A 25101-nucleotide genomic window follows, 5' to 3' on the forward strand; every position below is an offset into this window, starting at 1 on the left:
TAGGTTGGATGTCCCTGAGGCGTCTGATGGGGACACGCCGATGACACATCTTGAGGACAGGCTGGAACGGTTCGAGACGCTCACCGCCGAATGCGAGCTGATCGCCAAGCTCGCCACCGAAAGCAGCAAGCGCGAGTTCTATTTGAAGCTCGGGGAACAGTACCGTCAGCTGGCCGTCGATATCCGGCAGGCGATCGCGACGACGGCTGCGGCCTGAGCCGGGCTGAAATCCGTTCTTAACGTTTGGCGCGCATCCTTGCAGCAAGCGAGTATCGCTGATCGGCGACGCTCGTGGTGGGAAGGCCGGGGTTCGCTGCAATGCAGCGCGTCCCGTGAGTGTGATTTGCCATGCTTGACAGGCAATCCCATGCGCCTCGCTGCAGTGATCATATTCGCGCTCATGACGGCGGCCTGCGATCAGGAGCAGGACTTCACCGGCTCGACGACGCCGGCCTGTCCGTTGCGAAACTACAGCTACAATCCGCGCGACATGAACCAGTGTGTCAGCGCTTGCAAAGCGTGCGACCGCGGTACGACCGTCACCTGCACGACCTCCTGCACCCTCAAGGGGGCTCGCTGAGCGGGGCACTGGCAGGGGATCGCAATCGCGCGACGGCCATCGGTGAGCGTCGCAACCCAATCGTCCACCCGATGCTCTGCGGTTGCGCGGAACCGGTAACGGCCCCGAGCGAAGGCCGGCGGTGCTTGGACACCGGAACGATTCACATGGATTAATCATTGAAGGAAGCGGCAGGATTCGGAGTCCGATGGAATGGGTATGCTCGATCCCGGTCGTTTTCTGGTGTCGTGCTCGCATTGCGATGCCTGGCCGATGGCGGCCAATGTAAAGCGGTCGAATTGGTCGGCGTCCCCGCATGAGGTCCGCTTCGTCTGCACGCGCTGCCGCAGCGAAGAGACGGCGATCGTTTCGGCCTCCGGCGAATTGACGCCCATCAAGCGCGTCGATGTTCCGCCACGCGACGTCGCAGTCGCCTGGGCCCAGGCGCAACGCTTGCGCGGACGGTCCTGATGATTGCGATCGTCGGGTCGTCGGTGCCCGGCTGGCGGCGATAGCTGCGGCCGTCGCAAGCACTTTCACGCACCGAACGCTTCAGCGCTTTTCCGCCGCGCGGTCGCAGCTACCCGTCAGAGCGGGGCCAGGTTTTGATCTCGATGGGGCTGTCGCAAGCCCGCAAACGAACTAGAATTGGATGGGAAGGAGATCATCCATGGCGCTCAGCATCGTGCCGCCTCACGCGGACCATCTGCGGCTTGATCCGGTGGCACCACGCCTTGCGCCGGTGTTCTGCTTTGCGCTGCTGACTTTGTCATGCGCGCTTGCAAGCGTCGCGCTCGCCTGCGCAACGCCGTTCGCGGCGTTTGCAGTCGTCGCGGCGGCGATGCTGCCATTGCGCAACGCGCTGCTCGTCATCGCCGGTGCCTGGCTCGTGAACCAGGGCATCGGTTTCGGAGCCTTGCACTATCCCGTTGACGGCAACACCATCGCCTGGGGCCTCGTGATCGGCGCCGCAGCGCTCCTGTCCACCGCGGCAGCGTCCGCCGTGCTCCGCATGCTGCCGCAGCGTCGCACACCCCTGATGCTTGCGGTCACGCTCATCGCCGCCTACGCGGCCTATGAGATCGCGCTGCTGGCGGCAACGCCGTTCCTCGGTGGGGAGGGCGCGTTCACCGCCGCCGTCGTTGCGCGTCTCGGGCTGACCAGCGCCGCCTGGCTCGCCGGGCTCGTTGCCGCCTGCGAGATCGTCCGTCTGTTCGATCCGTTCGGGCGCAGAGGCGCGATGTCGGCCTGAGCGGCTCGCCTCGTACGGCAGAAGCGCTCCGGCGCGGACGCGAGAGGGGACGACTCACTTGCGCGCATGTCATCGCCGAGCCGGAGCATAGGCGCGCACCAGACATTGCGAAATTAGAGGTTGTAGCTTGTCGTCTTGCCGAGAGTATCATGGTAAGCATACCCGTGTCTTCCCGGTAACGATTGTGCTGCTTGTGCAACACCTATCCCGGATTTAACCCTCATCACCGGCGGTTCGCATCGCCGCCGCTTTTTGGCCACACCCGACCATGAATAAAATCGCTCTAAATTTACGGCGGTCTTCGAAGGCGACGAGAAAATCCCAAGGTCGATTCAAATCTTGGCTCTGATTTTTCGGGTCTGAAAGGGTTGGCCGGGGAAACTGGTTGCGATGGGCGCGAAGATCGACAAGCAGAGGCTGCCGAGCCGTCACGTGACGGAAGGCCCCGCGCGCGCGCCGCATCGGTCCTATTTCTACGCCATGGGTCTGACCACCGAGCAGATCCACCAGCCCTTCGTCGGCGTCGCCTCCTGCTGGAATGAAGCCGCTCCCTGCAACATCGCCCTGATGCGCCAGGCACAGGCGGTGAAGAAGGGCGTGGCATCGGCCGGCGGCACGCCGCGCGAATTCTGCACCATCACCGTGACCGACGGCATCGCCATGGGGCACGACGGCATGCGCTCCTCGTTGCCGTCGCGCGAGTGCATCGCCGATTCGGTCGAGCTGACCGTGCGCGGCCACGCCTATGACGCGCTGGTCGGGCTCGCCGGCTGCGACAAGTCGCTGCCGGGCATGATGATGGCGATGGTCCGCCTCAACGTGCCCTCGATCTTCATCTATGGCGGCTCGATCCTGCCTGGCAATTTCCGCGGGCAGCAGGTCACCGTGCAGGACATGTTCGAGGCGGTCGGCAAGCACTCGGTCGGGGCCATGTCGGACGAGGACCTCGACGAGATCGAGCGCGTCGCTTGCCCCTCGGCCGGTGCCTGTGGCGCGCAGTTCACTGCCAACACCATGGCGACCGTCTCCGAGGCGATCGGGCTGGCGCTGCCGTACTCCGCCGGTGCTCCGGCGCCGTACGAGATCCGCGACGCCTTCTGCATGACCGCGGGCGAGAAGGTGATGGACCTGATCGCCCAGAACATCCGGCCGCGCGACATCGTCACCCGCAAGGCGCTGGAGAATGCCGCCGCCGTGGTCGCGGCGTCCGGCGGCTCGACCAATGCTGCGCTGCACCTACCGGCGATCGCGCACGAGGTCGGCATCAAGTTCGACCTGTTCGACGTCGCCGAAATCTTCAAAAAGACACCATATGTCGCGGATTTGAAGCCGGGCGGCCGTTATGTCGCCAAAGACATGTTTGAAGTAGGTGGCATACCGCTTCTGATGAAGACGCTGCTCGACAACGGCTTCCTGCACGGTGATTGCCTTACCGTCACGGGCCGCACGATCGCTGAAAACCTCAAGAGCGTGAAATGGAATCCGCACCAGGACGTGGTGCATCCGGCGGACAAGCCCATCACCGTGACAGGCGGTGTGGTCGGTCTGAAGGGCAATTTGGCGCCAGAAGGTGCGATCGTGAAAGTCGCGGGAATGTCCAACCTCAGGTTTACCGGTCCGGCCAGGTGCTTCGACCGTGAGGAGGACGCGTTCGAGGCGGTCCAGAACCGCACCTACCGCGAAGGCGAAGTCATCGTAATCCGCTACGAGGGGCCGAAGGGCGGTCCCGGCATGCGGGAAATGCTCCAGACCACGGCAGCACTGACCGGCCAGGGCATGGGCGGCAAGATCGCGCTCATCACCGACGGCCGCTTCTCTGGCGCCACCCGCGGCTTCTGCATCGGCCATGTCGGGCCGGAGGCGGCGGTCGGCGGCCCGATCGGGCTGCTCGAGGACGGCGACATCATCGAGATCGACGCGGTCAATGGGACCCTTGACGTAAAATTGAGCGACGCCGAGCTCGCCCAGCGCAGAACCAAATGGAGCGCCCGCGCGACTAACCACACGTCGGGTGCGCTCTGGAAATATGCTCAGCAGGTTGGACCGGCGATCGGAGGGGCAGTGACCCATCCGGGCGGCGCGCACGAGAAACAGTGCTATGCGGACATTTAGGCGTGCCACAGTTGCGTTTGTGTTGGGGGCGGCTGCGCTGGCCGCGCCGGCGTTCGCCTTCGACGGTGCGCCGGTCAACCCGAAGGACGCCACCATCCCGGTCGTGACGACCTTGCCCGGCGCTGCGGGTGCGGTGCGCACCAAGGTTCCGCCTGCGGTCGCGACCCAGGAAACCTCGCTCAGCGCCTTGCAATATGCTGCCGAGGGCGGCCACCCGATCGCGCAGTGGAAGCTCGGCCGCATGTACGCCAACGGCGACGGCGTCGCCCAGGACGATCTGCGTGCCTTCGAATATTTCAGCCGGATCGCCAACGCGCATGCAGAGGACAGCCCGTCGGCGCCGCAGGCGCAGATCGTGGCCAACGCCTTCGTCGCGCTCGGCCGCTACTATCTGGCCGGCATCCCGAATTCGAAGGTCAAGGCCGATCCGGACCGCGCCCGGGAGATGTTTTCCTATGCCGCATCCTATTTCGGCAATGCGGACGCGCAGTACGACCTCGCTCGTCTGTACCTGAAGACCCCGGACGCCTCGCGCGAGGACTACCGCTATGGCGCGCGCTGGCTTGGCCTCGCCGCGCAGAAGGGCCAGCACCAGGCCCAGGCGCTGCTCGGCCAGATGCTGTTCAACGGCGACCGCCTGCCGCGGCAGGCCGCGCGCGGCCTGATGTGGCTGACGCTGGCGCGCGACAGCGCCGGCGCCGACGAGGTCTGGATCAAGGAAAGCTACAACCGCGCCTTCGCGAAGGCCTCCGACGACGACCGCGCCATGGCCCTGCAAATGCTGGAGCAGTGGGTGCAGGGGCGTAGGGAGTAGGCGCACTACAGCGTCACGCCGGGGAGATGCGAAGCATCGAACCCGGAATGACGACTAATAGCCTAGGCCGCCTCCAAATCCAGATCCGCCCACACCGGCACGTGGTCCGAGGGCTTCTCCCAACCGCGCACGTAGCTGTCGATGCCGACATTGGCGAGCCTGTCGCTGGCCTGCGGCGACAGCAGCAGATGATCGATCCGCAGCCCCTGGTTCTTCTGCCAGGCCCCGGCCTGGTAGTCCCAGAAGGTGTAGAGCCCGCCCTCGTCGCTGACGGCGCGCAAGGCGTCGGTGAGGCCGAGGCCGAGCAGGGACTGGAAGCTCTCGCGCGTCTCGGTCTTGAACAGCGCGTCCTCGGTCCAGGCAGCCGGATTGTGCACGTCGCGGGCATGCGGGATGACGTTGAAGTCGCCGGCCAGGATCAGCGGGACCTCCTCCTTGAGTCGCTTTTTCGAATAATCAAGAAGTCGCGACATCCATTTGAGCTTGTAGGGATATTTCTCGGTCCCGACCGGATTGCCATTGGGCAGGTAAAGGCAGGCGATGCGCAGCACGCCGGACTTCAGCGTCACGACGCCTTCGAGGAAGCGGGCATGGGTGTCCTCGTCGTCGCCGGCGAGGCCCGACTTGGTCTCGTCGAACCGGAGCTTGGAGAGCAGGGCGACGCCGTTGAACGTCTTCTGCCCGTGCGTCACCACGTTGTAGCCGAGCGCCTCGATCTCCAGCCGCGGAAAGGCCTCGTCGACGCACTTGATCTCCTGCAGGCAGACGATGTCCGGCTGGCACTCTTTCAGCCAGGTCAGGAGCAGATCGATCCGCTGCCGGACCGAGTTCACGTTCCAGGTGGCTACTCTGATGGGCATTGAGACGGGCTCCGGGCAGGGGTCTTGGTTAGAACAAAATGCAAACGCGCCCGTCAAGGCGGCCGCAAAATCTCCCACAAAATTAACCCGGCTTAAGCAGGCCGCAGGCCATTGATCATCAAGAGGTTCCTCGGATGGATGGCCGGACAAGGCGATGAAGCGAACTCTGCCGCGTGACGACCTGCTCGGCGCGTTCCTGTATTGGCTCGGCGGCTTCGAAATCGAGGACGGTCTGACGGCCGATCTCAGCGAGCGCGAGATCCGCCGCATCCGCGCCAAGCAGATCGATGCGGTGACCCAGCTGATCCCCGTGACGATGGCCGTGACGATGCTGAACGTCGCCATCGTGCTGATCCTGTTCTGGGGCAGGGGCTGGAACGACTTCCTCGCGATCTGGGGCCTGACGCTCGCCGCCACCGCTTCGCTTGCGGTGCGCGCATGGCGCAAGTCGCGTCAGAACCCGCCGCAGGAGGCATCGCCGCGCGCGGCGCGGCAGACGCTGCGGCAGGCGTTTTTTCTCGCCGCGATCTGGGGCGCGCTGCCGCTCGCGCTGTTCAGTCGCATCGAGCCGACCAGTCAGCTCCTCCTTGCCTGTCTGATGGTCGGCATGATGTCGGGCGGCGCCTTCACGCTCTCGACCTTCCCCCGTGCCGGGCTCGTCTATCTCGCCACCATGACGGTCGCCTGCACCGGCGCGCTGCTTTTGTGCGGCACCGGACCCTATCTGGTGACCGCGGTGTTCCTGCTGCTGTTCGCGTTCTTCATGGCGCGCAACATCGTCTCGCAGGGCAACCTTTTCCTCGGCAATCTCAAGGCCCAACTCGAGCTCGAGCGCCAGACCGAGATCATCTCGCTGCTGCTGAAGGACTTTCAGGAGAACGCCAGCGACTGGCTCTGGCAGACCGATGCCGAGGGACGCCTCGTCGACGTGCCGCAACGCTTCGCCGACGTCGCGCAACTGCCGCTTCCGCTCCTGAAAGGCTCGCAATTCGCCGACGTGCTCGACATGCTCTGCCCAGAGGATAAGAGCGCCGCCTACAACATCGTCGGCCTGATGGAGCACGCCGAGCCGCTGCACGAGATGAACCTCAAGGTCGTCGCGGGCGGCGAGGCGCGGCTGTGGTCGCTGACGGCGAAGCCGGCCTATGACCGCGACGGCCAATTCCTGGGCTATCGCGGCTTCGGACGCGACGTCACCGAGCGCTGGCGCGCCGAGAAGGCCGAGGCCGAGAGCCGCGCCAAGTCCGACTTCCTGGCGGTGATGAGCCACGAGATCCGCACACCCATGAACGGCGTGCTTGGTCTCGCCAGCATGCTGCTCGAAACCGAGCTCGATCCGGAGCAGCGCGAGGCCGTCACCACGATCCGCGAGTCCGGCGACAATCTCCAGCGCATCCTCAACGACATTCTCGACCTCTCCAAGCTGGAAGCCGGCCGCTTTCAGTTCGAGGCGATCGACTTCGCGCCGCAGGCGCTGGCCGAGACGGTCGCGACCGTGGTGCGCGCCGGCGCCAAGAGCAAGGGGCTCACGATCAGGGTCGAGCTCGATCCGAACCTGCCGCCGACACTCCGCGGCGACGTCGCGCGCATCCGCCAGGTGCTACTCAACCTCGCCTCCAACGCGGTGAAGTTCACCGACGAGGGCGAGGTGACGATATCGGCGACCTGCCAGGCGCGGCGCGACCTGCTCGCGACCGTCGAATGGACGGTGACCGACAGCGGGATCGGCATCGCACCCGACAAGCTCGGCCTGCTGTTCAGCGACTTCGCCCAGGCCGATGCCTCGATCAGCCGCCGCTTCGGCGGCACTGGCCTCGGCCTTGCTATCAGCAGGCGGATCATCGAGCAAATGGGCGGCACGATCGGCGTCACCTCGACGCCGGGCGAGGGCTCGACCTTCCGCTTCACGCTGGTGCTGCCCTGGAGCCAAGCCCAGGCCTCCGATCCGGCTGGCGGGCGCGACCAAGCCGACGAGCTCAAGGCCCGCATCGCCGGCCTCGATCGGCCGCTGAAGGTGCTGGTCGCGGAAGACGATGCGGTCAACCGCATGGTCGTGAGCAAGATGCTGGGGGCTTTCGACGTCGAGCTGCGGGTCGTCACGGACGGGACCGAAGCCGTAGCGGCAGCCTGCGAAGGCAATTACGATGTCGTGCTGATGGACGTGCGCATGCCCGACATGGACGGGCTCGCCGCCACCCGCGCGATCCGCGCGCAAGGCGGGCGCTTCGAAGCCTTGCCGATCATCGCGCTGACCGCCAATGCCTTCCCCGAGGACATCAAGATCTGCCGCGAAGCCGGCATGTCGGACTTCCTGGCCAAGCCGCTGCGCAAGCCGGCGCTGATCGAAGCGCTCCTGCGGGCGCTGGACGGCCACGTGATGTCGGAGGACGCACCGCTCCAGCCGGAGTTGATGCCGACCGAGGTGGCGTGGACGGACGAGGAGAGGCAGATAACGGGCGCGTAAGCGCGCTACACCGAGAAGCTCGTCCCGCAGCCGCAGGACGCGGTGGCATTGGGGTTGTTGACGCGGAACGAGGCGCCGATCAGGTCATCGACGAAATCGACCTGTGATCCGGCCAGGAACGGCTGCGAGGCGGAATCGACCAGCACCACCGCATTGTCCTGCTCGATCACGAGGTCGTCGTCGGTGCGGGCGCGATCGATGTCGAACTTGTATTGGAAGCCCGAGCAGCCGCCGCCCTCGACCGAGATGCGCAGCATCGCGCCCGACCCTTCGCCCTTGAGGATCTCCCCAATCCGGCGTGCGGCGCGGTCGCTGATGGTCACGGCACTCGTCATTGCTGGTCTCCGATAGTCCCGCGGTCATACCAAGTTCACTTGCCCAATTCATTTGGTATCGCGCGTCCGACATAGTTAAGTGCCACCATACGCAGAATCAAATGGATAGGGACTAAATTCGCCGTGTCCGTCGGAATGGCAGCCCCCCGCGCGCCCTATGCCTGCGACCCCGACCGCAGCCGCGGCCGGCTGGTCGCCGAGCCCCCGAGCCGGACCCGCAGCCCGTTCCGGCGAGATTGCGACCGGGTGATCCATTCCACCGCGTTCCGCCGACTGAAGTACAAGACCCAGGTGTTCGTGTTCCACGAGGGCGACCACTACCGCACCCGGCTGACTCATTCGCTGGAGGTGGCCCAGATCGCCCGCGCGCTGGCCCGTCAGCTTGGCCTCGACGAGGACCTCACCGAGACATTGGCCTTGGCGCACGACCTCGGTCATCCGCCGTTCGGGCATGCCGGGGAGCGGGCCCTGGACGCCTGCCTGAAGGAGTTCGGGGGCTTCGACCACAATGCCCAGACGCTACGCGTCGTGGCTTCGCTCGAGCACCGCTATCCCGAATTCGACGGGCTCAACCTAACATGGGAATCGCTGGAAGGCATCGTCAAGCACAACGGTCCGCTGACCGACCGCAGCGGCGCCCCGGTCGGGCGCTACCGCGAGCATGGCGTTCCCGTCGGGATTGCCGAGTACATCAAGACCTACGATCTCGAATTGTGGAGCTTTGCCTCGCTGGAGGCGCAGGTCGCCGCGATCGCCGACGACATCGCCTATGACGCCCACGACATCGACGACGGTCTGCGCGCCGGCCTGTTCCATCTCGACGATCTCAAGGGAATGCCGCTGACGGCGGAGATCGTCGCTGAGACTGCGGCACATTATCCCGATCTTGAAGACGTCCGCCGCGGTGCCGAGCTGGTGCGCGAGCTGATCTCGCACCTGATCGGCGCGGTGTTTGCGGAGACAGGGAAGAAACTCGCTGCCGTGAAGCCGCAATCGGCCCAGGATGTCCGCCGGCAAAGCCAGGCGCTGGTCGCATTTCCAGCCGACGTGGCGGAGGAAGAGGCCGCCATCAAGGCCTTCCTGTACCAGCACATGTACCGCCACGAGCGGGTGATGCGGGTGATGGGCGAGGCCGAGCAAATCCTGTTCGACCTATTCGCAAAATACCTGAAGTCCCCCAGCGAGCTGCCGCCGGAATGGCTGCTGGGGTCGGAGGCGGACGACGAGGGTGACCGGGCCCGCCGGATCGGCAATTTCGTTGCCGGAATGACCGACCGCTTTGCCTTGACCGAGCACCAGCGCCTCTTTGACTCGACCCCGGATTTGCGTTAGGCGGCGGCCATGCCCCAGACATCCTCATCGCTGCATCTGTTCGCCGACGTGCTCGCACGCGTGCACGCTGCCTGCCGCGCGCTTGCGGCAGACGCCAACTGGCCCGAGGGCATCGATTTCTCCCGCGTCGTGGTCGAGCCGCCGCGCGATGCCTCCCATGGCGACATGGCGACCAATGCCGCCATGGTGCTTGCGAAAGAGGCAAAGGCAAAGCCGCGCGATCTCGCCGAGCAGATTGCCGAACGGCTGCGTTCCGACGCGCTGATCGCCAAGGTCGATGTCGCCGGTCCCGGCTTCATCAATCTGACGCTGAAGCCGGCTGCCTGGGCCGAGGCGCTGCGTACCGTGCTGCGCGAAGGTGCCGATTACGGCCGCATCCACGGCGGCTCCAAGGTCAATGTCGAATACGTCTCGGCCAATCCGACCGGACCGATGCATGTTGGCCATTGCCGCGGCGCCGTGTTCGGCGACGCGCTGGCGAGCCTGCTCCAGTTCGCCGGCCACGACGTCACGCGCGAATATTATATCAACGATGCCGGCGCCCAGGTCGACGTGCTCGCGCGCTCGGCCTTCCTGAGGTATCGCGAGGCGCTCGGCGAGGACATCGGCGCCATCCCGGAAGGCCTCTATCCCGGCGACTATCTGAAGCCGGTCGGCGAGGCGCTGGCGAAAGAGCACGGCGACAAGCTGCTCGCCAGAAGTGAGGCCGAGTGGCTGCCGACCGTGCGCGCCAAGGCGATCGCGATGATGATGGACGAGATCAAGGACGATCTCGCCGCGCTCAACATCCGCCACGACGTGTTCTTCTCCGAGCGCTCGCTGATCGAGACCGGCAACAACAAGGTTGCCGAGACCATCGACTTCCTGCGCGCCAAGGGCGACATCTATGAGGGGCGCCTGCCGCCGCCGAAGGGCGCGCCGGTCGAGGATTGGGAAGACCGCGAGCAGCTGCTGTTCAGGGCGACCGCCTACGGCGACGACGTCGATCGTCCGCTGATCAAGTCGGACAATTCCTACACCTACTTCGCCTCCGACATTGCCTATCACAAGAACAAGTTCGACCGCGGCTTTGCCGAGATGATCGACGTCTGGGGCGCCGACCATGGCGGCTACATCAAGCGCATGCAGGCCGCCGTGAAAGCGACGACCTCAGGCAAGGGTGCGCTCGACGTCAAGATCGTCCAGCTCGTGAAACTCTTGCGCAACGGCGAGCCGGTGAAGATGTCCAAGCGGAGCGGGGACTTCGTCACCTTGCGTGAGGTGGTGGATGAAGTCGGCCAGGACGCGGTCCGCTTCATGATGCTGTACCGGAAGAACGACGCGGTGCTCGATTTCGACCTCGCCAAGGTCATGGAACAGTCGCGCGACAACCCGGTGTTCTACGTCCAGTACGGCCACGCCCGCGGCCACTCGATCTTCCGCAACGCCCGCGCCGAGGTGTTCCCGGAACTCCCGGAGGATGCCGGCCCGCGGATCGCCTGGCTTGCTGAGTCGGCGGTTGAGCGGCTGTCGGACCCGGTCGAGCTCGATCTTCTTAAGCGCCTCGCAATTTATCCGCGCATGCTCGAGGCTGCCGCCGCGGCCCATGAGCCGCACCGAATTGCCTTCTATCTCTATGACTTAGCGAGCGAATTTCACGCACTTTGGACGAAAGGGCGCGATTTGCCCTATTTACGCTTCATTATCAATAATGATGCAGATCTTACAAAGGCGCGATTGGCAATGGTCCAGGGCGTCGTCTCGGTCCTGGCATCGGGCCTCGCCATCCTCGGCGTCCATGCCCCGGACGAGATGCGGTAGTTTGGGGCGAACTACTTAAGGGGAATTCGGGGGTAACCGGCAGAAGCCGGATCGCTTAGACTTGGTTGAAAGCCTTGTGGGTCGAAAGCCGTGCCTTGGTCGAGGGGCGCGCGGCTTTCCCGAAGGGACGCATCATCACGATGGCCGAACGATATCAGGACAGACCGTTTCCTTCCGATGACTATGGTCGCGGTGGCGATCAGCATGGGAAGGCGGAAAGCGATCCCTTGGCCGAGCTCGCCCGTCTGATCGGGCAGACCGATCCGTTCGCCGCGCAGTCGCGGCCGACGGCACGTCCGCCGGCAACGCCCTCTCAGAGTTATCAGGACGACGATTACCGTCAGGTCGATGATCAGCAGCAGGATTACGCCGAGCAGGTGCCGCCGCCCGGGCCGCCCTCATGGATGCGGCGCGCCAACGTGCAACCGCAGCCGGCACCCGCACCCGAGCCCGACTATCCCGTTTCGGTAAGCCCGGTTCACCCGCTGCATCGCTACACGGCCAAGCCTGCCGCGCCCGAGCCTGTCGTTCATCAGGCTCAGGCCTACCAGGACCACGCCTATCAAGATCAGGCTTATCAGGAGCAGGCCTATCAGCAGCACGGTCAGGCCCACCAGGAGCAGTCGTATCAGGAGCCGTACGCGCAGCCGGATCCGTCGCGCTATGACGATGCGCTCTATGGTCGGCTGGAGACGGGCGAGCAGGACTTTCAGCGCGAGCCGGCCTATCCCGACGACCCTTACGCCTACCAAAGCGACTATCCCGAGGACGAGGTCGAGGAGCCGAAGAAGCAGCGCGGCGGCATGATGACGGTTGCGGCGATCCTGGCGCTTGCCGTGGTCGGCACCGGAGCCGCGTTCGCCTACAAGACCTATATCGGCTCGCCTCGCAGCGGCGAGCCGCCGATCATCAAGGCCGACAACACGCCGACCAAGATCGTGCCGGCGCCGACGGACTCCGCGGCCAAGGTGCCGGACCGCATGGTCAGCGGTGACGGCACTGAAAAGATCGTGCCGCGCGAGGAGGCGCCCGTCGACGTCAACGCCAAGGCAGGCGGGCCGCGCGTGGTGTTCCCGCCGCTGAACCAGAATGCGAACCCACCGTCGGTGGCGAGCGTGTCGCCGTCCACCGTGCCGCCGCCGAGCGCGGGGCCGACCCCAAGCAACGGCACCATGCCGAACAATTCGCCGCGCCCGATCAGGACCGTGGCGGTGAAGGGTGACCAGACCGATAGCGCCGTGCCGCAATCGGCTGCCGCCAAGCCGACGGCCGCCGCGCCGAAGCCTGTTGCCGCGCCAGTTGCGCCCGCCGCGCCGCGCAATCCGCCGACCTCGGCCAATGCCAGTGCCAACCAGCCGATGTCGCTCGCGCCGCAATCGGCACCGGCGGCCGAGCCGCCGCAGCGGATGGCCGCGACCAACCCGACGCAGATTGCGCCCACCAGCAGCGGCGGCGGCTACATCGTGCAAGTCTCCTCGCAGCAGAGCGAGGACAGCGCCGCCGCGTCCTACCGGGTGCTTCAGGGCAAGTACGGCAGCGTGCTCGGATCCCGTTCGCCGGTGATCAAGCGGGTCGATCTGACCGATAAGGGCAAGGGGATCGTCTACCGCGCCTTCGCAGGACCCTATGGCTCGGTCCAGGAAGCGACGCAGGCTTGCAACAATCTGAAGGCCGCAGGGCTGTCCGACTGCTTCGTCCAGAGGAATTAACAGCGGTTTCCTTGACCCCCTGACGGGGCAGGGTTAATCGGCCGTTATGAGCACGCGGGCCTTCATTACCGGCGTATCCGGAACGGAACTGACCGCCGCCGAGCGGGAGTTTATCCGTGCCGAACGCCCATGGGGCTTCATCCTGTTCAAGCGCAATGTCGCGACACCGGCGCAAGTTGCTGCGTTGGTTGCGGAATTACGTTCGGTCGCGAATGCCCCCGAGGCGCCGGTCCTGATCGACCAGGAGGGCGGACGGGTGCAGCGGCTAGGGCCGCCGCACTGGCCGGTTTATCCGCCGGGAGCCGTTTTCGCGAATTTGTACGACACTGATTCGGCCCTCGGGCTCGCCGCGGCGCGCCTCAGTGCCCGGCTGATCGCAGCCGATCTCGCTGATCTCGGCATCACCGTGGATTGCCTGCCGCTGGCGGACGTGCCGGTGCCGGGCGCTGACGCGGTCATCGGCAACCGCGCCTACGGCACGGAGCCGGGCAAAGTCGCGGCGATTGCCCGCGCAGTCACCGAGGGCCTGGAGCAGGGCGGCGTGCTCCCGGTGCTCAAGCACATTCCCGGGCATGGCCGCGCCACCGCCGACACCCATTTCAAGCTGCCAACCGTCGACACGCCCCGGGACGAGCTGGAGCGGACCGATTTCGCCGCGTTCAAGCCGCTGGCTGATCTGCCGATGGCCATGACTGCACATGTTGTGTTTAGCGCCTTCGACCTCGCCCATCCGGCGACGACATCTGCGACAATGATTGCTGACGTGATTCGCGGCGCAATCGGGTTCCAGGGTTTGTTAATGAGTGATGACGTGTCGATGAACGCGCTGTCGGGAAATATCGCCGAGCGGACCCGCGCGATCTTCGCGGCCGGCTGCGACGTGGCCCTGCATTGCAACGGCAGCATCGAGGAGATGCGCGACGTCGCCAGTCAGACTCCTGAACTGGCCGGCCGGGCGTTGGAGCGGGCGAAAGCCGCGCTCGCCGCACGCAAGCCGCCGCAGCCGTTCGACCGCGTGGCCGCACGCACTGAGCTGGACGCATTGATCGCACGGGCAAACACGGCATCGGCATGACCGCAGAAATCCTATCGTTCGAAACCGGGCGGCCCGCAGAGCTCGCCGAGGGTGAGCCGGCGTTGGTGGTGGACGTCGAGGGCTATGAGGGCCCGCTCGATTTGTTGCTCGCGCTGGCGCGACAGCAGAAGGTCGATCTCGCCAAGATCTCGATCCTGGCGCTCGCCGACCAGTACCTCCATTTCATCGAAGCCGCGCGAAAGATCCGGCTGGAGCTCGCCGCGGACTATCTGGTGATGGCCGCATGGCTCGCCTTCCTGAAGTCGCGTCTGCTGCTGCCGGAGCCGCCGAGCGCGGAAGGCCCGAGCGCCGAGCAGATGGCGACGGCGCTCGCCAACCGCCTGCGCCGTCTGGAAGCCATTCGCGAAGCCGCCAACCGGCTGATGAACAGGCCGCAATTGCAGCGCGACATCTTCCCGCGCGGCGAGCCCGAGCACATCGCCGAGATCAAGCATCCGAAATACACCGCAACGCTCTACGACCTGCTCACCGCCTATGCCGCGCAGCGCCAGTCGCGCGTGCTGGCGAGCGTGCATCTGGCCAAGCGCACGGTGTGGTCGCTCGCCGAGGCACGCGCCACGCTGGAGCGGCTGGTCGGCAGCATCACCGAGCAGGACGATTGGGGTGTTCTCGACGACTTCCTGATCCGGCATGTCGCCGACCCGACGCAGCGCGCAACGGTGTTCGCCTCGAGCTTTGCCGCCGCGCTCGAATTGGTGCGCGAAGGTCAGCTCGAGCTGAACCAGAAAGAGGCGTTTGCGCCGATCTATTTCCGGAAGGGGCGCCCAAAACCGGTCCCGGACGCAGCTCCTGCGCCTGATGCGCCGGTCGCTTAAGTGCAAGAAGGAGAATCTACCATGGCAAGCCTGGCTGAAGTGCGGGTAGAAGAGGCCGAGCCGATGGAGAACGAATCCCAGGCGCGCCCCGAAGAATTGCGGCTGCTGGAGGCGCTGCTGTTCGCCTCGAGTGAACCGCTGGACACCGCGACGCTGGCCAAGCGCATGCCCGAAGGCGTCGACGTCAAGGCTGCGCTCGAGCAATTGCAGGCCGATTATGCCTCGCGCGGCGTCAACCTCGTCCGCGTCGCCAACAAATGGACGTTCCGCACCGCCGGCGATCTGGCCTGGCTGATGACGCGCGAGAGCACCGAGACCCGCCGCCTGTCGCGTGCCGCGATCGAGGTGCTGGCGATCATCGCTTATCACCAGCCGGTGACGCGGGCCGAGATCGAGGAGATCCGCGGCGTCGTCACGTCGAAGGGCACGCTCGACGTGCTGCTGGAGACCGGCTGGATCAAGCCGCGCGGCCGTCGCAAGACGCCCGGCCGTCCGCTCACCTTTGGAACCACGGAGGAGTTCCTGTCGCAGTTCACCCTGGAGCAGCTCGGCGACCTGCCGGGCCTGGAAGAGCTGAAAGGCACGGGCCTCCTGGATTCGCGCCTGCCGACCGGCTTCAGCGTGCCGACGCCGTCTGATGATCCGGCCCTGCGTGAGGACGAGGATCCGCTGGAACCGGGCGATGACCTCGATCTCGCGCTCGCGCCTGCGGTCGAGCCCGAGAGCCCGCCGGATGGCGGCAATGAGGGGGGCGGCGAGGGCGGCACCGAAGAGTGACGCCCCGGCGAAATACGGGCCCCTGCGACAGTTAACACTAGCAAGATTGCGTAGCGCCGACAGCGAATTGGCGCCGCCTTGGTCCTTGTTTTTGAGACCTGCCAAGCCTAGGTTTCGGTGAAGATCGGCCGGGTCCCCGGCCATGCGCGTTTGGAGGGTTGCAGGATGGGTTCACTCAGCATTTGGCACTGGATCTTGGTGATCGCAGTGGTCCTGCTGCTGTTCGGCCGCGGCAAGATTTCGGATCTGATGGGCGACGTGGCGCAGGGCATCAAGGCGTTCAAGAAGGGCATGCAGGACGACGACAAGCCTGCCGAGAAGCCCGAGCCGGCCAAGTCGATCGAGCACAATGCGGCGCCGACCGCGGCACGGTCCGACGTCGGCAGCAAGGCCGTCTGAGCCGGAAGCAGCACGCGAGACGCGGGTAGCGGCCCCGATCCTGCGCGCAAGGGATTGGGCCGGCTCCGGCTTCGCGTGAACGGAAGACCTCATGTTCGACATCGGGTGGAGTGAACTGGTCCTCATCGGGGTCGTGGCCCTGATCGCCATCGGCCCGAAAGAGCTGCCGGGCGTGCTGCGCATGGTCGGGCAGTGGATGGGCAAGGCGCGCAAGATGGCGGCCGAATTCCAGGGCCAATTCCAGGAGGCGATGCGCGAGGCCGAGATGGCCGATCTCAAGAAGAGCTTCGACGAGGTCAAGGAAGCCGCCACGGGATTCAATCCACTGACCTCGCTCCAGAAGGACGTGAGCGACGCGCTTCGCGTCGATGCGCTGGACAAGCCGGCCGAGACGTCGGCCGCCACGGCGGTCGATCCGCCCGTCACGCCCACGACACCGGAGAGCCCAACGCCTTCGACCTTCATGGAAGCCGAAGCGCATGCGGCCGCGAACGAGCCGCTCGCGATCACCCGTGAGGTCGAACAGGCGACGGTTGCGCAGGACACCGCGCCATCCGAAGCGATCAAGGACGCCAAAGCGTCATGACCGACGCCGATATCGAGGCCAGCAAAGCCCCGCTGATGGACCACCTGATCGAGCTGCGCTCGCGGCTGATCAAGGCGTTGATCGGCTTTGGCGTGGCCTTCATCTTCTGCTTCTTCTTCGCCAAGCAGATCTACAACGTGCTGGTCTGGCCGTTCGTGTGGATCGCAGGTCCCGAGAACTCGAAATTCATCTACACGGCGCTGCTGGAATATTTCATCACCCAGCTCAAGCTCGCCCTGTTCGGCGCCGGCTTCATCTCGTTCCCGATCGTGGCGACGCAGATCTACAAATTCGTCGCGCCCGGGCTCTACAAGCACGAGAAGCAGGCCTTCCTGCCGTATCTGGTCGCGACCCCGTTCTTCTTCGTGCTCGGTGCGGCGCTGGTCTATTTCGTCGTGCTGCCGATGCTGGTGCGCTTCTCGCTCGGCATGCAGCAGGCCGGCGGCGACGAGACCGCGCAGATTCAGCTCTTGCCCAAGGTCGGCGAATATCTGTCGCTGATGATGTCGCTGATCTTCGCCTTCGGCATCGCCTTCCAGCTGCCGGTGATCCTGACGCTGCTCGGACGGATCGGCATCGTCACCTCGAAGATGCTGCGCGAGAAGCGGCGGTATTTCATCGTGATGGCCTTCGTGATCGCGGCCGTGCTGACGCCGCCCGACGTGCTCAGCCAGTGCTCGCTCGCATTCCCCCTGATGGCGCTCTACGAGGGCTCGATCATCGCGGTGGCGATGGTGGAGAAGAAGGCGGCGGCCTCGTCGCAAGCCACCGGCACCGACGTGTCGACGCCGGCCAAGCCGGCGGAGTAGGGGCGGCTGGCTCTACTGTCATTCCCCGCGAAAGCGGGGAATCCAGTACGCCGCAGCCTATCGAGGAATCACGGCCGTCTCTGGAATACTGGATCATCCGCCTTCGCGGATGATGACACCTGTGCTAGGGGAAGCGCGCCAATGCAAACTTACAACGTTTGCCGTTGTATGTTTACGCGCTGATCCAGGACCACGGCCATGCACGACATCAAAGCGATCCGCGACAATCCGCAAGCCTTCGACGCCGGCCTCGCCCGGCGCGGCCTGAAGCCGATGTCGGCCTCGCTGCTTGCGATCGACGAGAAGCGGCGTGCGGCGATCCTTGCCTCCGAGCAGTCGCAGGCGCGGCGCAACGCGGCCTCGAAGGAGATCGGCGACGCCAAGAAGGCCAAGGACGAGGCGCGCGCGGCGAAGCTGATGGCCGAAGTCGCCGAGCTCAAGACCACGATGCCGGAGCTCGAAGCGGCCGCGAAAGCCGCTGACGATGAGCTCGCCAGGGAGCTGTCGGCAATCCCCAATCTGCCGCTCGGCGAGGTACCCGATGGCGCCGACGAGCATGGCAACGTGCAGCGCCATGTCTTCGGCAACAGGCGCAACTACGCGTTCGCGCCCAAACCCCACGACGATCTCGGCGGCGCGCTCGGTGACATGGATTTCGAGACGGCGGCAAAGCTCTCCGGCGCGCGCTTCGTCGTGCTGAAGAAGGGGCTGGCGCGGCTCGAACGCGCGCTCGGTCAGTTCATGCTGAACCTGCATGTCGACGAGCATGGCTATACCGAGATCAATCCGCCGCTGCTGGTGCGCAACGAGATCATGTTCGGTACCGGACAGTTGCCGAAATTCGAGGACGACCAGTTCTGGGCGATCAAGGGCGAGTTGCTCGCCGCGCCCGAATATGAGCGGCTGCAGACCGAACGTCTCGGCATCATTCCGACAGCGGAGGTAGCGCTTACCAACCTGGTCCGCGAATCCATCGTTGACGAGAAGCAGCTGCCGATGCGTCTCACGGCGCTGACGCCGTGCTTCCGCGCCGAGGCGGGTGCGGCAGGGCGGGACACGCGCGGGATGATCCGCCAGCACCAGTTCACCAAGGTCGAGCTGGTGTCGATCACGACGCCGGAAACCAGCAAGGATGAGCACGAACGCATGCTCGCCTGCGCCGAGGAGGTGCTGCGGCGGCTCGGCTTGCACTACCGCGTCATGACGCTGTGCACCGGAGATATGGGTTTTTCGTCGCAAAAAACCTACGACATCGAGGTCTGGATGCCCGGGCAGGGCGAGGGCGGGGCGTTCCGCGAGATCTCGAGCTGCTCGGTCTGCGGCGACTTCCAGGCCCGCCGCATGGATGCGCGCTCGCGCGGGCCCGACGGCAAGCCGCGCTTCGTGCACACGCTGAACGGCTCCGGCACCGCGCTCGGCCGCGCGCTGATCGCCGTGATGGAAACTTATCAGCAGGAGGACGGCTCGATCGCGGTCCCGGACGTGCTCCAGCCCTATATGGGCGGGCTGAAGGTGATCGCGCGCGACTAAAGCGTTTTCCCGTGAAGTGGGCACTGGTTCGCGTCCGAAAACGCGGCATGACGAGAATCGCGTTGCGAAGATCGGGCGGCCGGCTATCCTGCCGGCCCGTCCACGCGAACCCCTCCGTTCATGGCCTTGCACCGCGACATCTTCTGGGTCGGCCGACAATGGGCGGTGACAGGGGCCGGGATCCAGGCCGTCGATCAGCGCCTCCGCGGCGTTCTCGACATCGAGATCGCGCGGCTCTGGGACAACGATCTCGTGCAGAGCCGGCGGGCCAAGCCCGGGGTCAATGCAGCGGATTTCGACAAGGCGCTGACCGTGGCACGCGAACGCTTTCCGCAGGAGCCGACGTCTGACCCGTTCGTGGCACAGCTGAAGGCGCTCGGCGTCATTGAGGCTTCCGTCGTGAACCAGGTCGTGCCGGCGATGCAACTGCGTGCGGAAGGCCGGCTCGCGCGCTTCCTGCCGCAATGGCGCATTCGCCGCTAGCGGGACCAGCCAGGGAACCAGCCGCCGGACCGCAATCGTCCGGTTTGCCTGATCGGCCCCGGCCGGATAAGACGGCTCAGACCCGCTTTCAGGAATCGAACCTTCCGCATGCGCATTCTCTGCACCAATGACGACGGCATCCACGCTCCCGGCCTCAAGGTCGTGGAGGAGATCGCGCGCGCCTTGTCCGATGATGTCTGGGTGGTGGCGCCCGAGCTCGACCAGTCCGGCGTGTCGCATTCGCTGTCGCTGAACGATCCCTTGCGTCTGCGCGAGGTCGGCCCGCGGCACTTCGCCGTGCGCGGCACGCCGACGGACTGCGTCATCATGGGGGCCCGCCATATCCTGGGTGCCAAGCTGCCCGATGTCGTGCTGTCCGGGGTCAACAAGGGCCGCAACGTCGCCGAGGACGTCGTCTATTCCGGCACCATTGCCGGCGCGTTGGAAGGCACCATCCTGGGATTGCCGTCGTTCGCGCTGTCGCAGGAGTTCAGCGTCGAGACGCGCGAACGGCCGCCTTGGGATACGGCGCGCAAATTCGGGCCCGATATCCTGCGCAAGGTGATCGCCGCCGGCGTTCCGAAGGACACCGTCATCAACATCAACTTCCCGTCCTGCGCGCCGGAGGATGTGCTGGGCATCCGCGTCACGCGGCAAGGCAAGCGCAATCTGGGCTTCCTCAGGATCGACGAGCGCAGGGACGGCCGCGGCAATCCCTATTTCTGGATCGGCTTCGAGCGCACCGCGATGCTCGACACCCCCGCCGACGGCACTGATCTCGCGGCGCTGCGCGAGCGCTACGTCTCGGTCACCCCGCTCAGGCTCGACCGCACCGACGAAGCCTTTTCGGAGCAGCTGGGCCTCACCCTGAAATAAAGGCTAGACTAGCCGCCGCGAAGCGCGGCCTCGATGGTCTTGCCGAGCGCGTCGAGCTGAAACGGCTTTTGCAGCGCCGGCCGGTCGCGATATTGCTCGGGCAGGCCGGAGGAGCCGTAACCGGTGGCGAAGATAAACGGGCAGCCCTTGGCCATGATGACATCGGCGACGGGCGAGATGACCTTGCCGTTGACGTTGACGTCCAGAATGGCGAGGTCGAAATCGGTGGATTGCGCAAGCCGCATGGCCTCGGTGATGTCACCCGCCTCGGCGGCTACCTTGTAGCCGAGCTCCTCCAGCATATCCGCGACCATCATTCTGATCATGACCTCGTCCTCGACGAGGAAAACAGAGCGGCCCGAAAGCCCTGTCGCAGTCATGGTTGAGTCCTTGCCCATTCTCGTAAACGTTCGCAGATAACGATAGGCGACGCAATGCGCGTTTCGGCGAACGCAAACCCCACAAATGGCTTAGCGCTTTGAATGCCTGTTGTGGTCAAATGCTGCGCCGAAAGGCTATCATGAGTTCCTGAGCCGGAACAAGATTCTCGTCTCGGGTTCTTGCGGTGCAGTACGGCGATCCGCCAGACGAGATGAGCAATAGCAGCAATGACGCCCGACCAGCAGCCGCCGGAAAAGATGATGTTTCAGCTCACGCTGAGGCGTCGGGGCATCAGCGATCAGGCCGTGCTTCGGACCATGGAAGAGGTGCCGCGCGAGCTTTTCGTCGACGAGGCCGATCGCGACGGCGCCTATCGCGACAGCGCGCTGCCGATCGCCTGCGGGCAGACCATCAGCCAGCCCTTCGTCGTTGCCTACATGACCGAACAGCTCCAGCTCCAGAAGCAGCACCGGGTGCTCGAAATCGGCACTGGCTCGGGCTACCAGGCCGCCGTGCTGTCGCGGCTCGCCGGCCAGGTGCTGACCGTCGAGCGCTATCGCAAGCTGGCCGAGGCGGCACGCGCCCGGCTTGAGAAGCTCGATTGTCACAATGTCGAGGTGATGCTCGGGGACGGTCTCAATCTGGCTCCCAACATCGGCCCGTTCGACCGCATCATCGTCACCGCCGCGATGGAGCAGATTCCGCAGAACCTGGTCGAGCGGCTGGAGGTCGGGGGCATCCTGATCGCCCCCGTCGGCCCGCATCAGGGCGTGCAGACGCTGACCCGCCTGGCCCGGACCGAAACCGGGATCGAGCGCAAGGAACTCGTCGAGGTCCGCTTCGTGCCGGCCCTGCCCGGTGTGGCGCGGGAGCTGTAGAATCCCGGATCGGCAGTGCCGCCAACATCTTATTGTGAGGGTTAAGCCGTTATTTACTCGGCGCGTGTTTACTTAAAACACCAGTTCTGTTGCGTACGAGTGAGTAACCATGTCCGCTGTCGCCGAGTTGCTTTACTCGCGCCGCGTGCCGCAGGTCGCGGTGCTGGCGCTGATCTCCTTCAGCTTTGCAGGGTGCAGCGCCGACATGTCGTCGCGGCTGTCCCAGTCGAACTTCTCCAATCCCTTCGCCTCTGAGCAGACCGGGTCGGTGCAGCAGCCAACGCCGCCGCAGCGTGAGCTGCCGCAATATGCGCGGCCGCAGACGCAGCCCGGTTACTACCAGTCGCAGGCTTTGCCTCCGCCCGCGGTGTCCGCCCCGCAATCCTATCCCGTTGCCCCCGGCGGCGGCGTATCCGGCGGCGGACGCGGCGTCAGCTCATATGCGCCTCCGGCGCAACCGCACCTGGAGACCACGGCTACCGTGCCGCCGCGGTCGGTCGCGGCCGCCCAGCCGGCCGGCGGGACCAAGATCATCGTCGGCACCAGCGATACGCTCGACGTGCTCGCCAAGCGCTATCACGTCACGCCGCAGTCGATCCTGGCCGCCAACGGCTACAAGGGTCCGCGGGCGCTCTCGCCCGGCCGGCAGCTGATCATTCCGGCTCCGGCGACGGCAGCTGCACCGGCGCCCACGATGGCTCCGGTCGCGGCTGCGCCTGCAGCGAAGCCGGTTGCGGCCGTCGCCGCACCGCCGAGCACGCACTTCGTCAACCGCGGCGACACGCTGGCCAGCATCGCGCGCAAGAACCACATCTCGGCGGCAGAGCTCGCCCGTGCCAACGGCCTCGATCCGTCGGCAAAGCTCAAGCTCGGCACCAAGCTGACCGTGCCCGGCGCCAAGACCGCCGCCGTTGCGGCGCCGGTTGCTGCGGCTCCGGTCGCGGCCACACCGGTGGCCGGAACGCTCCAGCCCGTCGCGGCAGCTCCGGCGCCCACGATCAAAATGGCCACTGCCGCCGCTCCCGTGCAGAGCGCGCGTCTCGCCCAGGCCACGAGCAATGTCGAAGAGAAGGCCGCCGAGACGCCGGCGAAGGCTGCGGAGGCCACCGGCGCGCTGCCGACCTTCCGCTGGCCGGTGCGCGGCAAGGTGGTCACGACCTATGGCGCCAAGACCAATGGCAAATCCAATGACGGCATCAATCTCGCGGTGCCCGAGGGGACGCCGGTCAAAGCGGCCGAAGACGGCGTCGTCGCCTATTCCGGCAACGAGCTGAAGGGGTACGGCAATCTGGTTCTGGTTCGGCACTCCAACGGCTACGTCACCGCATATGCCCATGCGAGTGAGTTGTTGGTGAAGCGCGGCGATACCATCAAGCGCGGCCAGGTCATTGCCAAGTCGGGTCAATCCGGGGAAGTGGCGTCGCCGCAGCTCCACTTCGAGATCCGCAAGGGGTCGAGCCCGGTTGACCCGCTTCAATTCCTGAACGGGGCGTGAGGCGCAAGCTTCGGCTTGGGGCTCGCCATCACCACAAGCACATTGTCGTCGCCCGGCTTGACCGGGCGACCCAGTACGCCGCGGCCTCTCGATCGATAGCAACCGTCTCTGGAATACTGGATCGCCCGCTTTCGCGGGCGATGACAGTTTTGGGTGGGGAGATAGCTTCCGCTAATTCGCCGTCAGCTTCACACCGAGCCGTCCCGCCAGCTCCTGCACGAACTGCCAGGCGACGCGGCCCGAGCGGGAGCCGCGTGTCGTCGACCATTCCAGCGCCTCGCGCTCCAGCGCCTCGTCGTCGATCTTGATGCCGAAATGGCTGCAATAGCCGCGCACCATGGCGAGATATTCGTCCTGGCTGCAGCGGTGAAAGCCGAGCCAGAGGCCGAAACGATCCGACAGCGACACCTTCTCCTCGACCGCTTCGCCGGGATTGATCGCGGTCGAGCGCTCGTTCTCGATCATGTCGCGCGCCAGCAGATGGCGGCGGTTGGAGGTGGCATAGAGGATGACGTTCTCGGGCCGGCCTTCGATCCCCCCTTCGAGCACCGCCTTGAGCGACTTGTAGGAGGCATCGTTGCCGTCGAAGGAGAGGTCGTCGCAGAACACGATGAAGCGGAAGGCGGAGGCGCGCAGCTGCTCCATCAGGGCCGGCAGGGTCTCGATGTCCTCGCGGTGGATCTCGATCAGCTTGAGCTTGTCGGCCGGTTTGCGCTCCGCGTTGATGCTGGCATGCGTCGCCTTCACCAGCGACGACTTGCCCATGCCGCGTGCGCCCCAGAGCAGGGCGTTGTTGGCCGGCAGGCCGTTGGCGAAGCGCTCGGTGTTCTCCATCAGGATGTCGCGCATCCGGTCGACGCCCTTGAGCAGGAACAGCTCGACGCGACTGACCCGCGGCACCGCCGAGAGGCGTCCGTCAGGGTGCCAGACATAGGCATCGGCCCGCTTGAACGACTCGGGCTCGACGGCCGGCGTGCCCCGGGCGGAAAGGTGCGCCGCAATGGTCTCCAGGGCGCGGACAATGCGCTCCTGGGCAAGGTTGGGGCCTGTCTCGGCGATCGCCGCCGTGGGGCGTTTTGCCGCGACGCGGGCGGGCCTGTTGGCAGGGGTGCGGGGGCCTTTGCCGGCCGGGCTTTTGTCTGGTTTCTTGGGCATGTCCGAAGTTCCTGAGAACGCAGCCTTATCGGGCCGCACGGGCCGCCGCAAGGTGGCCCAAAAGGGAGGTCTGGCAGCGTTGCAATTGGGGCAATGGCCGCTATAGTCCGCGCGAATTTGACCGAACCGGTCGCCCTTGAGGGCCCGACCGGCTTTCCCCCGTTCTCACGAGGATCGTCCGAATGCTGATTACCCCTGCGTATGCCCAGGCCGCGGGCGCCGGCGACACCAACAGCATGTTGATGTCACTGCTGCCGTTCGCCCTGATCTTCGTGATCATGTACTTCCTGATTCTGCGCCCGCAGCAGAAGAAGGTCCGCGACCACGCCGAGCTCGTGAAGAACATCCGCCGCGGCGACACCGTCGTGACCTCGGGCGGCCTCGTCGGCAAGGTCACCAAGGTGGTCGACGACGACCAGATCGAGTTCGAGATTTCCGACGGCGTGCGCGTGCGGCAGATGCGCCAGATGATCTCGGGCGTTCGCGCCAAGGGCGAGCCGGCGAAAGAAAGCTCGAAGGAAAGCGCCAAGGACGACAGCGCGGCGAAGTGAGCGCTTCACCGCGAGTCTCAAGTCTCCTGATCT

General features: G+C 65.5%; 26 protein-coding genes. 22 read left to right on the top strand and 4 right to left on the bottom strand.

Going from position 1 to position 25101, the window contains the following annotated elements; all coding sequences use genetic code 11:
* Positions 1 to 40: 40 nt before the first annotated feature.
* The 6 genes from XI05_RS24530 (at position 41) to XI05_RS24555 (ending at position 4737) form a co-directional block, all read left to right on the top strand.
* Positions 41 to 217: a hypothetical protein gene (locus XI05_RS24530; RefSeq protein ID WP_172783651.1), complete on the top strand. Its 177-nt coding sequence runs from the start codon at positions 41 to 43 to the stop codon at positions 215 to 217.
* Between the two features lie 150 nt (positions 218 to 367).
* Positions 368 to 580: a hypothetical protein gene (locus XI05_RS24535; protein ID WP_271506606.1), complete on the top strand. Its 213-nt coding sequence runs from the start codon at positions 368 to 370 to the stop codon at positions 578 to 580.
* A 192-nt stretch (positions 581 to 772) separates the two neighbouring features.
* On the top strand, positions 773 to 1030 hold the full coding sequence (locus XI05_RS24540; protein ID WP_271506608.1) for a hypothetical protein: 258 nt from the start codon (positions 773 to 775) through the stop codon (positions 1028 to 1030).
* Between the two features lie 199 nt (positions 1031 to 1229).
* Positions 1230 to 1811: a hypothetical protein gene (locus XI05_RS24545; RefSeq protein ID WP_271506611.1), complete on the top strand. Its 582-nt coding sequence runs from the start codon at positions 1230 to 1232 to the stop codon at positions 1809 to 1811.
* Between the two features lie 390 nt (positions 1812 to 2201).
* The gene (ilvD, locus tag XI05_RS24550; protein WP_172783655.1) at positions 2202 to 3923 is read left to right on the top strand and encodes a dihydroxy-acid dehydratase; all 1722 of its coding nucleotides are present in this window, start codon (positions 2202 to 2204) and stop codon (positions 3921 to 3923) included.
* Positions 3910 to 4737 (top strand): tetratricopeptide repeat protein, encoded by an 828-nt coding sequence (locus XI05_RS24555; RefSeq protein ID WP_172783656.1) that lies wholly within the window; start codon positions 3910 to 3912, stop codon positions 4735 to 4737. The genes ilvD and XI05_RS24555 overlap by 14 nt, the downstream gene beginning before the upstream one ends.
* 62 nt (positions 4738 to 4799) lie before the next feature.
* Here XI05_RS24555 and xth read toward each other — a convergent pair whose 3' ends face one another.
* Positions 4800 to 5597, bottom strand: a complete 798-nt coding sequence (gene xth / locus XI05_RS24560; RefSeq protein ID WP_271506613.1) for an exodeoxyribonuclease III — start codon at positions 5595 to 5597, stop codon at positions 4800 to 4802.
* Between the two features lie 154 nt (positions 5598 to 5751).
* On the opposite strand from xth, the gene XI05_RS24565 reads away from it, so the two are divergent.
* Entirely contained in the window at positions 5752 to 8061 is a 2310-nt protein-coding gene (locus tag XI05_RS24565) for a hybrid sensor histidine kinase/response regulator (RefSeq protein WP_271506616.1), read from the top strand.
* A 5-nt stretch (positions 8062 to 8066) separates the two neighbouring features.
* On the opposite strand, the gene erpA is transcribed toward XI05_RS24565, so the two are convergent.
* Positions 8067 to 8396 carry an iron-sulfur cluster insertion protein ErpA gene (gene erpA / locus XI05_RS24570; protein ID WP_172783659.1) on the bottom strand — a complete coding sequence of 110 codons (330 nt, stop codon included), beginning with the start codon at positions 8394 to 8396 and terminating at the stop codon, positions 8067 to 8069.
* 123 nt (positions 8397 to 8519) lie between these two features.
* On the opposite strand from erpA, the gene XI05_RS24575 reads away from it, so the two are divergent.
* The 12 genes from XI05_RS24575 to surE all read left to right on the top strand — a co-directional run bounded on the left by XI05_RS24575 (position 8520) and on the right by surE (position 20608).
* Entirely contained in the window at positions 8520 to 9728 is a 1209-nt protein-coding gene (locus XI05_RS24575) for a deoxyguanosinetriphosphate triphosphohydrolase (RefSeq protein WP_271506619.1), read from the top strand.
* Between the two features lie 9 nt (positions 9729 to 9737).
* Positions 9738 to 11528: an arginine--tRNA ligase gene (gene argS / locus XI05_RS24580; RefSeq protein WP_271506622.1), complete on the top strand. Its 1791-nt coding sequence runs from the start codon at positions 9738 to 9740 to the stop codon at positions 11526 to 11528.
* A gap of 140 nt (positions 11529 to 11668) precedes the next feature.
* Positions 11669 to 13237 (top strand): SPOR domain-containing protein, encoded by a 1569-nt coding sequence (locus XI05_RS24585; protein ID WP_271506625.1) that lies wholly within the window; start codon positions 11669 to 11671, stop codon positions 13235 to 13237.
* Positions 13238 to 13283: 46 nt separating this feature from the next.
* On the top strand, positions 13284 to 14312 hold the full coding sequence (gene nagZ / locus XI05_RS24590) for a beta-N-acetylhexosaminidase (protein WP_271506626.1): 1029 nt from the start codon (positions 13284 to 13286) through the stop codon (positions 14310 to 14312).
* A complete protein-coding gene (locus XI05_RS24595; RefSeq protein WP_172783664.1) occupies positions 14309 to 15148 on the top strand; it encodes a segregation and condensation protein A in 840 nt (279 codons plus the stop codon). Before nagZ ends, XI05_RS24595 begins: the two co-directional genes overlap by 4 nt.
* Positions 15149 to 15169: 21 nt before the next feature.
* The gene (gene scpB, locus XI05_RS24600) at positions 15170 to 15925 is read left to right on the top strand and encodes an SMC-Scp complex subunit ScpB (RefSeq protein WP_172783665.1); all 756 of its coding nucleotides are present in this window, start codon (positions 15170 to 15172) and stop codon (positions 15923 to 15925) included.
* Positions 15926 to 16090: 165 nt separating this feature from the next.
* Positions 16091 to 16324 carry a twin-arginine translocase TatA/TatE family subunit gene (locus tag XI05_RS24605; protein WP_018642198.1) on the top strand — a complete coding sequence of 78 codons (234 nt, stop codon included), beginning with the start codon at positions 16091 to 16093 and terminating at the stop codon, positions 16322 to 16324.
* Between the two features lie 91 nt (positions 16325 to 16415).
* Positions 16416 to 16910: a Sec-independent protein translocase protein TatB gene (gene tatB / locus XI05_RS24610; RefSeq protein ID WP_271506629.1), complete on the top strand. Its 495-nt coding sequence runs from the start codon at positions 16416 to 16418 to the stop codon at positions 16908 to 16910.
* Positions 16907 to 17719, top strand: a complete 813-nt coding sequence (gene tatC, locus XI05_RS24615) for a twin-arginine translocase subunit TatC (protein WP_271506631.1) — start codon at positions 16907 to 16909, stop codon at positions 17717 to 17719. The genes tatB and tatC overlap by 4 nt, the downstream gene beginning before the upstream one ends.
* Before the next feature lie 198 nt (positions 17720 to 17917).
* Positions 17918 to 19249, top strand: a complete 1332-nt coding sequence (serS, locus tag XI05_RS24620) for a serine--tRNA ligase (RefSeq protein WP_271506633.1) — start codon at positions 17918 to 17920, stop codon at positions 19247 to 19249.
* A 120-nt stretch (positions 19250 to 19369) separates the two neighbouring features.
* Complete coding sequence (locus XI05_RS24625; RefSeq protein ID WP_271506637.1) at positions 19370 to 19732, top strand: hypothetical protein; 363 nt, start codon at positions 19370 to 19372, stop codon at positions 19730 to 19732.
* A 108-nt stretch (positions 19733 to 19840) separates the two neighbouring features.
* Positions 19841 to 20608, top strand: coding sequence for a 5'/3'-nucleotidase SurE (gene surE, locus XI05_RS24630; protein ID WP_172783670.1), 768 nt, complete (start codon positions 19841 to 19843; stop codon positions 20606 to 20608).
* Between the two features lie 8 nt (positions 20609 to 20616).
* Here surE and XI05_RS24635 read toward each other — a convergent pair whose 3' ends face one another.
* Positions 20617 to 20988 (bottom strand): response regulator, encoded by a 372-nt coding sequence (locus XI05_RS24635; RefSeq protein ID WP_197959430.1) that lies wholly within the window; start codon positions 20986 to 20988, stop codon positions 20617 to 20619.
* Between the two features lie 228 nt (positions 20989 to 21216).
* Between XI05_RS24635 and XI05_RS24640 the strand changes: the two genes are divergently transcribed.
* On the top strand, positions 21217 to 21867 hold the full coding sequence (locus XI05_RS24640; RefSeq protein WP_271506639.1) for a protein-L-isoaspartate(D-aspartate) O-methyltransferase: 651 nt from the start codon (positions 21217 to 21219) through the stop codon (positions 21865 to 21867).
* Between the two features lie 109 nt (positions 21868 to 21976).
* Positions 21977 to 23362: a peptidoglycan DD-metalloendopeptidase family protein gene (locus XI05_RS24645; RefSeq protein ID WP_271506642.1), complete on the top strand. Its 1386-nt coding sequence runs from the start codon at positions 21977 to 21979 to the stop codon at positions 23360 to 23362.
* Between the two features lie 171 nt (positions 23363 to 23533).
* On the opposite strand, the gene XI05_RS24650 is transcribed toward XI05_RS24645, so the two are convergent.
* Positions 23534 to 24517, bottom strand: coding sequence for an ATP-binding protein (locus tag XI05_RS24650; protein WP_271506644.1), 984 nt, complete (start codon positions 24515 to 24517; stop codon positions 23534 to 23536).
* 182 nt (positions 24518 to 24699) lie between these two features.
* On the opposite strand from XI05_RS24650, the gene yajC reads away from it, so the two are divergent.
* A complete protein-coding gene (yajC, locus tag XI05_RS24655; protein ID WP_212257173.1) occupies positions 24700 to 25068 on the top strand; it encodes a preprotein translocase subunit YajC in 369 nt (122 codons plus the stop codon).
* Positions 25069 to 25101 lie beyond the last annotated feature (33 nt).

The organism is Bradyrhizobium sp. CCBAU 11357, from assembly GCF_028128865.1.
Taxonomy (GTDB): domain Bacteria; phylum Pseudomonadota; class Alphaproteobacteria; order Rhizobiales; family Xanthobacteraceae; genus Bradyrhizobium.

Bases quoted from the DNA above. Each gene is read 5' to 3' on its own strand.
- XI05_RS24645 (WP_271506642.1), top strand. From the start codon at position 21,977: ATGTCCGCTGTCGCCGAGTTGCTTTACTCGCGCCGCGTGCCGCAGGTC.
- serS (WP_271506633.1), top strand. From the start codon at position 17,918: ATGCACGACATCAAAGCGATCCGCGACAATCCGCAAGCCTTCGACGCC.
- XI05_RS24545 (WP_271506611.1), top strand. From the start codon at position 1,230: ATGGCGCTCAGCATCGTGCCGCCTCACGCGGACCATCTGCGGCTTGAT.
- XI05_RS24650 (WP_271506644.1), bottom strand. From the start codon at position 24,517: ATGCCCAAGAAACCAGACAAAAGCCCGGCCGGCAAAGGCCCCCGCACC.
- XI05_RS24640 (WP_271506639.1), top strand. From the start codon at position 21,217: ATGACGCCCGACCAGCAGCCGCCGGAAAAGATGATGTTTCAGCTCACG.
- XI05_RS24605 (WP_018642198.1), top strand. From the start codon at position 16,091: ATGGGTTCACTCAGCATTTGGCACTGGATCTTGGTGATCGCAGTGGTC.
- argS (WP_271506622.1), top strand. From the start codon at position 9,738: ATGCCCCAGACATCCTCATCGCTGCATCTGTTCGCCGACGTGCTCGCA.
- yajC (WP_212257173.1), top strand. From the start codon at position 24,700: ATGCTGATTACCCCTGCGTATGCCCAGGCCGCGGGCGCCGGCGACACC.
- XI05_RS24635 (WP_197959430.1), bottom strand. From the start codon at position 20,988: ATGACTGCGACAGGGCTTTCGGGCCGCTCTGTTTTCCTCGTCGAGGAC.
- XI05_RS24540 (WP_271506608.1), top strand. From the start codon at position 773: ATGGGTATGCTCGATCCCGGTCGTTTTCTGGTGTCGTGCTCGCATTGC.
- XI05_RS24565 (WP_271506616.1), top strand. From the start codon at position 5,752: ATGAAGCGAACTCTGCCGCGTGACGACCTGCTCGGCGCGTTCCTGTAT.
- erpA (WP_172783659.1), bottom strand. From the start codon at position 8,396: ATGACGAGTGCCGTGACCATCAGCGACCGCGCCGCACGCCGGATTGGG.
- XI05_RS24555 (WP_172783656.1), top strand. From the start codon at position 3,910: ATGCGGACATTTAGGCGTGCCACAGTTGCGTTTGTGTTGGGGGCGGCT.
- XI05_RS24595 (WP_172783664.1), top strand. From the start codon at position 14,309: ATGACCGCAGAAATCCTATCGTTCGAAACCGGGCGGCCCGCAGAGCTC.
- scpB (WP_172783665.1), top strand. From the start codon at position 15,170: ATGGCAAGCCTGGCTGAAGTGCGGGTAGAAGAGGCCGAGCCGATGGAG.
- tatB (WP_271506629.1), top strand. From the start codon at position 16,416: ATGTTCGACATCGGGTGGAGTGAACTGGTCCTCATCGGGGTCGTGGCC.
- XI05_RS24585 (WP_271506625.1), top strand. From the start codon at position 11,669: ATGGCCGAACGATATCAGGACAGACCGTTTCCTTCCGATGACTATGGT.
- nagZ (WP_271506626.1), top strand. From the start codon at position 13,284: ATGAGCACGCGGGCCTTCATTACCGGCGTATCCGGAACGGAACTGACC.
- XI05_RS24535 (WP_271506606.1), top strand. From the start codon at position 368: ATGCGCCTCGCTGCAGTGATCATATTCGCGCTCATGACGGCGGCCTGC.
- XI05_RS24530 (WP_172783651.1), top strand. From the start codon at position 41: ATGACACATCTTGAGGACAGGCTGGAACGGTTCGAGACGCTCACCGCC.
- tatC (WP_271506631.1), top strand. From the start codon at position 16,907: ATGACCGACGCCGATATCGAGGCCAGCAAAGCCCCGCTGATGGACCAC.
- XI05_RS24625 (WP_271506637.1), top strand. From the start codon at position 19,370: ATGGCCTTGCACCGCGACATCTTCTGGGTCGGCCGACAATGGGCGGTG.
- ilvD (WP_172783655.1), top strand. From the start codon at position 2,202: ATGGGCGCGAAGATCGACAAGCAGAGGCTGCCGAGCCGTCACGTGACG.
- surE (WP_172783670.1), top strand. From the start codon at position 19,841: ATGCGCATTCTCTGCACCAATGACGACGGCATCCACGCTCCCGGCCTC.
- xth (WP_271506613.1), bottom strand. From the start codon at position 5,597: ATGCCCATCAGAGTAGCCACCTGGAACGTGAACTCGGTCCGGCAGCGG.